Consider the following 6,695-nt stretch of genomic DNA (forward strand, 5'->3'; position numbering starts at 1 on the left):
TTAAATTTGTGTGTTGTGCTGCTGGAATAAACTTTAGAGAAAGAGGCGAAGAAGAGATAACGCAAAGAATTTTACAACTTGTTCAAAGTGTTTTTAGAAGGTTGATTTACAAGAATAAATACATCATAAACACCCCATTTTCAGCGTAAAAATACCCGATATGCACATTGCCTCCACGGCAAAAACGGGCGTAACCTGTGCAGACAAAATCATAAAAAACACCATCGCAAAAATGATCGTACGTCCTCATCAACACTGGTTCCTCCGGCTGTTTGACTGGCACGGCTCGGTGCTGAGTAGCATTGTCTTTCGCCTGTCGCTCAACTTATTGATGTCGGTGGCCGCCATCATCGGCTATCCGTGGTACTCCACCTTTGGCATTCACCTCACTACCGCCCCCTTTAGCCTGATTGGGGTGTCGATCGCCATCTTCCTCGGCTTTCGCAATAACGCCAGCTACGCGCGCTTTATCGAAGCCCGCACGCTGTGGGGCAATATGCATATCACCCAGCGCTCACTGCTGCGGCAGATAAAATGTCTGCGTGGCATCAGTGAAGCCCAGGTGCAGGAATTTATCGGGCTGCAACTGGCCTTTAGCTGGGCGCTGAAACATCGCTTACGCGAAACCGATGCAAAGGCTGACTTAGCACGTTTGCTGCCAGAGAAGTGGCATAGCGCGGTGATTGGCAATCCAATGCCCACCTCACAAACCTTGTTGTGCATGGGTGAATGGCTGTCGCAGCGGCGTGATGAAGGTCTGGTGTCGGATATTGTCTGGCAGAGTATTGATGAGAATCTCAGTCATCTGTCGGCTTATTTGGGAGGCTGCGATCGTCTGGCGGGTACACCGATTCCTTTCGCCTACAGCTTGATTCTGCATCGCACGGTTTATCTGTTCTGTACCTTATTGCCGTTCGCGCTGGTGGCGGATTTGCATCTGATGACGCCACTGGTATCGGTGTTTATTTCTTACACCTTCCTGTCACTGGAGTCGCTGGCAGAGGAGTTAGAAGATCCGTTCGGCACCGCGCCAAATCATCTGCCACTGGATGCGCTGTGCGTGAATATCGAACGTAATTTGAAGGCGATGAATAATGATTTTCCGTTGCCGGAACCGCACCAGCCGGATAAGCATTTTAATTTGACGTAACGAGATGGGCCGCCTGGTACGCATAAATGCGCACCCTACGTAAAACGCGCCAATGCATTGTAGGGTCGCCATTTATGGTGACCGCAAGGCGCTTAACTGACGAGCATTACGCCATTTATGGCGACCTGCCACACGTTAATTCTGCTTATCCAGCCACCGCACATACGCCTGATCCCAGAGCGCGGATGGCGTACCCGCTTTACCCAGACCAAAACCGTGTCCGCCGCTGCTCAGTTCAATCAGTTCCACCGGCACGCGCATACGGCGGCAGGCATCACGCATCATTTCAGTGTTATGGGGATTGGAGGTGTGATCGTCTTCCGCTTGCGCCAGGAAGGTGGGCGGATAGGCGCGGGTCACATAGTTTTGCACTGACCAGTTCGCTTCCTGAGTCGGCGTCGCGTGGTCGCCCACCATCATCAGGTGCGTTTTGGTGTTCTGATACGGTGCTTCAAGAGTGATCACCGGATAGATCAGGCCCACGCTGTCGGCGGTTGGGCGAATTTGATCGAGCGGGTCCTGCGCAGGATAGGTCGTGAAGTCGGGGCGTGCTGCCGCCATGCCGAGCAAGTGTCCACCGGCAGAAAAGCCGAGCAGATGCACTTTACGCTCCATCGAACGCACCAGACGGATGGCGCGCTGGGCATCCTGCAGTGGCGCGAGATTGCCCGCCTGCCATTTCTCACCCGGCAAACGATAACTCAGCACATACACGGTATAACCATTGGCATTTAACCAACGCGCCACGGGCCATGCCTCACGGCCCATACCGATAAAGCGATAACCGCCGCCTGCCGCCACAATCACCGCTTCGCCATTGGGATTTTCCGGGCGGAAACGTTGAATTGCTGGAGAAACGATGTTGGTCCAGGAGCCATTCATACTGACTTTCAGCAGACCAGACGGCCCGCCGCCGCCCGGTGGATCATCGGGCCATAAGGGAATGATGTCATCACGCGCAAAGAGTTTGCCCGTGGTCATTGAGAGGACGGTAGCCCCGGTTGCCAGCAAAAAGTGACGCCGTGAAAGTTTCATGCCCAGTCGCCAGTATTGAAGATATTTGTCAGCCTTGTGGGCTGAGTCTCGTTATGTGATGCGTGTCGACTTTCGACGCTGGCGATTATGTACGCATTTTGTACAAAAAATCCATAAAAAAAGCGCCTAAAAAAGCGCTTGTTTTATAGCTAATCCAAAAATTCTTTTAATTATCTACTCAGCTCAAATCCCCTAAATAATTCAAGTTGTAGCAAGGCGGCAAGGATGAGAGTCCCCAGGAGCTTACTCCAGTAAGTGACTGGGGCGAGCATCCGCAGCCAACGCCGCGACAACTTGAAGTATGACGGGGATTTAATCCCCTAAATAATTCAAGCTGTGGCAAGGCGGTAAGGATGAGAGTCCCCAGGAGCTTACTCCAGTAAGTGACTGGGGCGAGCATCCGCAGCCAACGCCGCGACAGCTTGAAGTATGACGGGGATTTAGTCTTGCTGCTGGAATTGGGTCATCACGGTTTGTTCACATTGTTGCTGGTTGTGCCGCAGCTGCGCGCGTTCATCATCGCCCAGCTCCAACCACGCACTAATCACTTCCTGCGCGGTCTCTTCATTGAATTCGGGCTTCTCCACCGCTGAAGAGGACTGGCTGGCCGCCAGCTGAGACTTCATCTTCGCGGTGTAAGTATCCAGATCGCTGGTCTTTTTTTCCGTGCTAACGATATGGCACAGCTGGCTGGCGTAGACATTTTCCATCTGATTATCATCACCCTCGGCAGCCAGCACGCTGGCGGACAGGGAAAGTCCCACAAGAGCAAACAGAAACGCTTTCATAACAGGCTCCAGTAATTTCCAGAAAATCACTTTTGATTGTGTTGTGCGCGTGCCGCCTGACGGGCTGCACGCCAGTTTAATAACGGCGTCACCGTGATGCCGTGCAGCACAATGCTGCAAACCACTAACGTCAACGCCATATCCACCATTTGCTCCGCCTGCGGGCCATGAAGACCATGCACCCAGGCGTAAGCGATGTAGTTGATACTACCGATGCCACGAATGCCCAGCCAGCCAATTAACAAGCGGCGCATCAAGGGGATTTCACAGCGCCAGGTGGTGATCCACACCGCCAGCGGCCGCACCACCACAAACAACAGCAGCGCCAGGCCAATGCCTGTCAGGTTCCAGTGCTGCGCCAGCGTGATACCCAGCACCACCATCATACCCGCCGCCAGCAGGCGCTCGATGGTATCACCAAATGACAACGCATCACCGATCACCAAACCCACTGATTTCACCATACCGCTGCCGCCGTGCGCCAGACGCTGGTTAGGGTTAACGCGTGCCTCAGCAGGCAAGTATTGCTCTTCTTCTGACACCGCCTCTTGCGGATAGTGCTTCACCACCCGCAATTCTGCGCGTCGCAATCCGACACCCGCCGCGAACGTGGCCAGAAAGCCAGAGGCATCCACCGCTTGTGCTGCCGCATAGCTCAGTGCAATTAACGCCAGAGCGAGGAAGTCATTGGGAGCGATGTCTTGATGGGCACTGCGCAGATGAGTGGTTAACTGGCCGATGACGCGTCCCAGCAGATAACCAATGCCCAGCCCGCCCGCGATGGCCCATAACACATCTTTCATTGCCCATGCGCTGAGGTTGCTGACATTCAACGATTCGGGCGCGAGCATTAACAGCGCCAGCATCAATAACGGCAACGCTGAGCCATCGTTCATGCCCGCTTCACTGGAGAGGGCCACGCGCAGAGCATCATCATCACGCGCATCGTTAACCGATATCAGGCTGGCGAGCACCGGGTCGGTCGGCGCAACAATCGCGCCAAATGCCAGCGACAGCGCCCAGTCAAAACCTGTGATCCCGTGCACCAGCAGCGTCATGCCACCCACGGTGAGCAGCATGGCCGGAAAAGCCAGCCGCACCCCCACTCGCCAGGCATGCGCAGTGAGCGGCAAACGTAGCTTAAGCCCGGTGATAAACAGCGAGGCGGCCATGGCGATTTCGGTCAGGTGAGCGGCCAGACTGGCGTGGCCGATAATGTCGAGTTGCAACAGATTGAACATCCACGGGCCACACAAGATGCCCGCGAACAGGTAAAGCCCAAACGCAGTCACTGGCCCGCGGTGAATCCAACCGGAAGCCAGTGACATCAGAAGTAGCAGACCACCGATGGCGGCAGTCCAGGCCAGGAAGTTCATAACGCTCCGTTTTTAAATCATATCCTCCCTTAAGCCTGGCACAGGAATACCAATCAGTTTTTCAGGTGGCGGCTCGCCAGACGAATCATCAAGGCAAGCGCTGCGGCCAAGGTTGAGAGCGTCACCACGCCGGTCCAGCCAAAGTGAGCCAGCGCCAGGCTGCCCAGTGCTGCGCCCGTTGCCATGCCGATAAACACCATGGTAAACATCAGCGCATTCAGGCGGCTACGCGCTTCGGGGGCCAGGCTGTACACCAACGTCTGATGCGCCACCAGCGTGGCCTGCACACCCAAATCGAAGCCCACCGTACTGATAATAATCAGACCAATCTGTGCCGGAACCGGTAAAACTGGCAGCAGGAACATCAAGGCAAATGACACCATCACCAGCGAAGCACCGTACTGCGTGACACGCGCTGGACCAATGCGGTCCGCCACACTGCCCGCCAACGGCGCTGCCAGCGCACCTGCTGCGCCTGCCAGACCGAATGCCCCCGCCACGGCGCTGTCAAAATGGAATTTCTCACTCAGCATCAACGCCAGCGTTGACCAGAAGGCGCTAAAGCCTACCGACAGCAGCCCCTGCGCTATTGCGGCACGACGCAGTGTCTGGTGATGCTGCCACAAGTGCGCCAACGACAGCAGCAGACGCGGGTAGCTCACCGACGTGCCGGGTTTGAAGCGGGGCAGTACCCGCCACAACGCCAGGCTAATCAGCAACACCGCGCCTGCCGCCACCAGGTACATGGTGCGCCAGCCAAAATACTCCGCCACCACGCCACTGACGACGCGTGACAGCAGAATCCCCACCAGCAAGCCAGTCATGACGGTGCCAACGGTTTTCCCGCGACTGCGCTCCGGCGCTAAGGCGGCTGACGCCGGGACGATATCCTGCGCCACGGTGGCAGTTAAGCCAGTGACAAAGCTGGCAATCAACAATGCATTCAAACCACCAGAAAAGCCGCACAGCAGCAGCGCGGCCATCAGCAGCAGTCCTTTAATCAGGATGATAGTGCGGCGGTCATGGCGGTCACCGAGCGGTGCCAGCAACAGAATGCCAAGCGCATATCCGGCCTGAGTCAGCATCGGCACCATGCCCACGCTGCCGATACCGACGTTAAATTGTTTGCTAATGATATCCAGCATCGGTTGGCTGTAGTAAATCGATGCCACGCTGAGCCCGGCACCCGCCGCGAGCGTAAACACCAGCGGTGCCGGTAGTTTTTCCGCTAGCATGGCAGAAGATTGCGAAATGGCTGACATATTGGTTTCCCCCGTGAAAGTGCGCTTATTAAAGCGCGTTGCCGCCATACGCGGTAGACTGCTCAAACACAGAACTGTTATGCATGGTGCGTATGAGCAATTCAGCCAGTATTGACCGCATTGAACTGATGCAAACTTTTATACGTATTGTCGAGAGCGGCTCGCTTTCCGCAGCCGCCGTGCAGCTGGGCACCACGCAGCCCACCATCAGCCGTCGATTACAGGCGCTGGAACAACGGTTGGGGCTGAAGTTGATCCTGCGCACCACGCATGCTCTGAAACTCACTGACGATGGTGAGCGCTGTTATGCACAGGCCCGGCAGTTACTGGCGACCTGGCATGCACTGGAGGATGAACTCACCGGTTCCAGTGACGATCCGATAGGCACGCTGCGGGTCCGTGCACCGCATGCCTTTGGCCAGGACCAGCTGATTGATCCGTTGGTGGATTACCTGCAGCGCTATCCGCGCCTGACGGTGGAGTGGATGCTCAATGACCGCACGCCAGATTTCATTAGTGAGAACGTTGACTGCGCCATCCAGGTCGGCGTGGTGAGCGATCCCTCCCTGGTGGCGATTTTGCTGGCTGAAGTACCGCGTTTTGTGGTCGCCTCCCCGTCACTGCTGGCGCAGCATCCGCCGATTGCCGAGGTGACACAGCTCACCGAACTCCCCTGGCTGGCACTGACCAGCTTCTACCGTAATGAACTGATGCTGCAGCGGCGCAGCGATAGCCAGGCAGTGAATCTGGCGATTGCTCCGCGTCTCGCCAGCGACAGCCTGTACGCCATCCGCAAGGCGGCACTCGCCGGTATGGGCGCAGCGATTCTTTCTTCGTGGGTAGTGCAGGAGGATTTAGCGAAAGGGGCGTTGGTTCAGTTGGTGCCCGAGTGGCAAGCCCCGCCGCTGCCGGTGTGGCTGACCTATCCGTGGGCCAGTTATTATCCCGCCAGGATGCGCCATTTTTTCGCGATGATCAGAGACGTGATGCCGAAACTGGCGGGGACCCAACCGGCCACACTGTAGGCATCAAAAAGCGCGATGAATCGCGCCGCTACAGACAGTGCCCAATAACCGCAGGTAGC

The 6,695-nt window shown here is 56.2% G+C and carries 6 protein-coding genes; 2 read left to right on the plus strand and 4 right to left on the minus strand.

Going from position 1 to position 6,695, the window contains the following annotated elements; all coding sequences use genetic code 11:
• Positions 1-232: 232 nt before the first annotated feature.
• Complete coding sequence (locus PSSD_RS18850; RefSeq protein ID WP_058973276.1) at positions 233-1,150, plus strand: bestrophin family protein; 918 nt, start codon at positions 233-235, stop codon at positions 1,148-1,150.
• Between the two features lie 135 nt (positions 1,151-1,285).
• On the opposite strand, the gene PSSD_RS18855 is transcribed toward PSSD_RS18850, so the two are convergent.
• The 4 genes from PSSD_RS18855 to PSSD_RS18870 all read right to left on the minus strand — a co-directional run bounded on the left by PSSD_RS18855 (position 1,286) and on the right by PSSD_RS18870 (position 5,611).
• Complete coding sequence (locus PSSD_RS18855) at positions 1,286-2,131, minus strand: alpha/beta hydrolase (protein ID WP_039328439.1); 846 nt, start codon at positions 2,129-2,131, stop codon at positions 1,286-1,288.
• Positions 2,132-2,625: 494 nt separating this feature from the next.
• A complete protein-coding gene (locus PSSD_RS18860) occupies positions 2,626-2,973 on the minus strand; it encodes a hypothetical protein (RefSeq protein ID WP_058973272.1) in 348 nt (115 codons plus the stop codon).
• Positions 2,974-2,999: 26 nt separating this feature from the next.
• Positions 3,000-4,349: a cation:proton antiporter gene (locus PSSD_RS18865; protein ID WP_058973273.1), complete on the minus strand. Its 1,350-nt coding sequence runs from the start codon at positions 4,347-4,349 to the stop codon at positions 3,000-3,002.
• Positions 4,350-4,402: 53 nt separating this feature from the next.
• Positions 4,403-5,611: an MFS transporter gene (locus PSSD_RS18870; protein WP_058973277.1), complete on the minus strand. Its 1,209-nt coding sequence runs from the start codon at positions 5,609-5,611 to the stop codon at positions 4,403-4,405.
• 92 nt (positions 5,612-5,703) lie between these two features.
• On the opposite strand from PSSD_RS18870, the gene PSSD_RS18875 reads away from it, so the two are divergent.
• Complete coding sequence (locus PSSD_RS18875; RefSeq protein ID WP_058973278.1) at positions 5,704-6,636, plus strand: LysR family transcriptional regulator; 933 nt, start codon at positions 5,704-5,706, stop codon at positions 6,634-6,636.
• Positions 6,637-6,695 lie beyond the last annotated feature (59 nt).

Origin of the sequence: Type-D symbiont of Plautia stali (assembly GCF_001485335.1) — a bacterium.
Lineage (GTDB): Bacteria > Pseudomonadota > Gammaproteobacteria > Enterobacterales > Enterobacteriaceae > Pantoea > Pantoea vagans_C.

Bases quoted from the DNA above. Each gene is read 5' to 3' on its own strand.
- PSSD_RS18870 (WP_058973277.1), bottom strand. From the start codon at position 5,611: ATGTCAGCCATTTCGCAATCTTCTGCCATGCTAGCGGAAAAACTACCG.
- PSSD_RS18860 (WP_058973272.1), bottom strand. From the start codon at position 2,973: ATGAAAGCGTTTCTGTTTGCTCTTGTGGGACTTTCCCTGTCCGCCAGC.
- PSSD_RS18865 (WP_058973273.1), bottom strand. From the start codon at position 4,349: ATGAACTTCCTGGCCTGGACTGCCGCCATCGGTGGTCTGCTACTTCTG.
- PSSD_RS18875 (WP_058973278.1), top strand. From the start codon at position 5,704: ATGAGCAATTCAGCCAGTATTGACCGCATTGAACTGATGCAAACTTTT.
- PSSD_RS18850 (WP_058973276.1), top strand. From the start codon at position 233: ATGATCGTACGTCCTCATCAACACTGGTTCCTCCGGCTGTTTGACTGG.
- PSSD_RS18855 (WP_039328439.1), bottom strand. From the start codon at position 2,131: ATGACCACGGGCAAACTCTTTGCGCGTGATGACATCATTCCCTTATGG.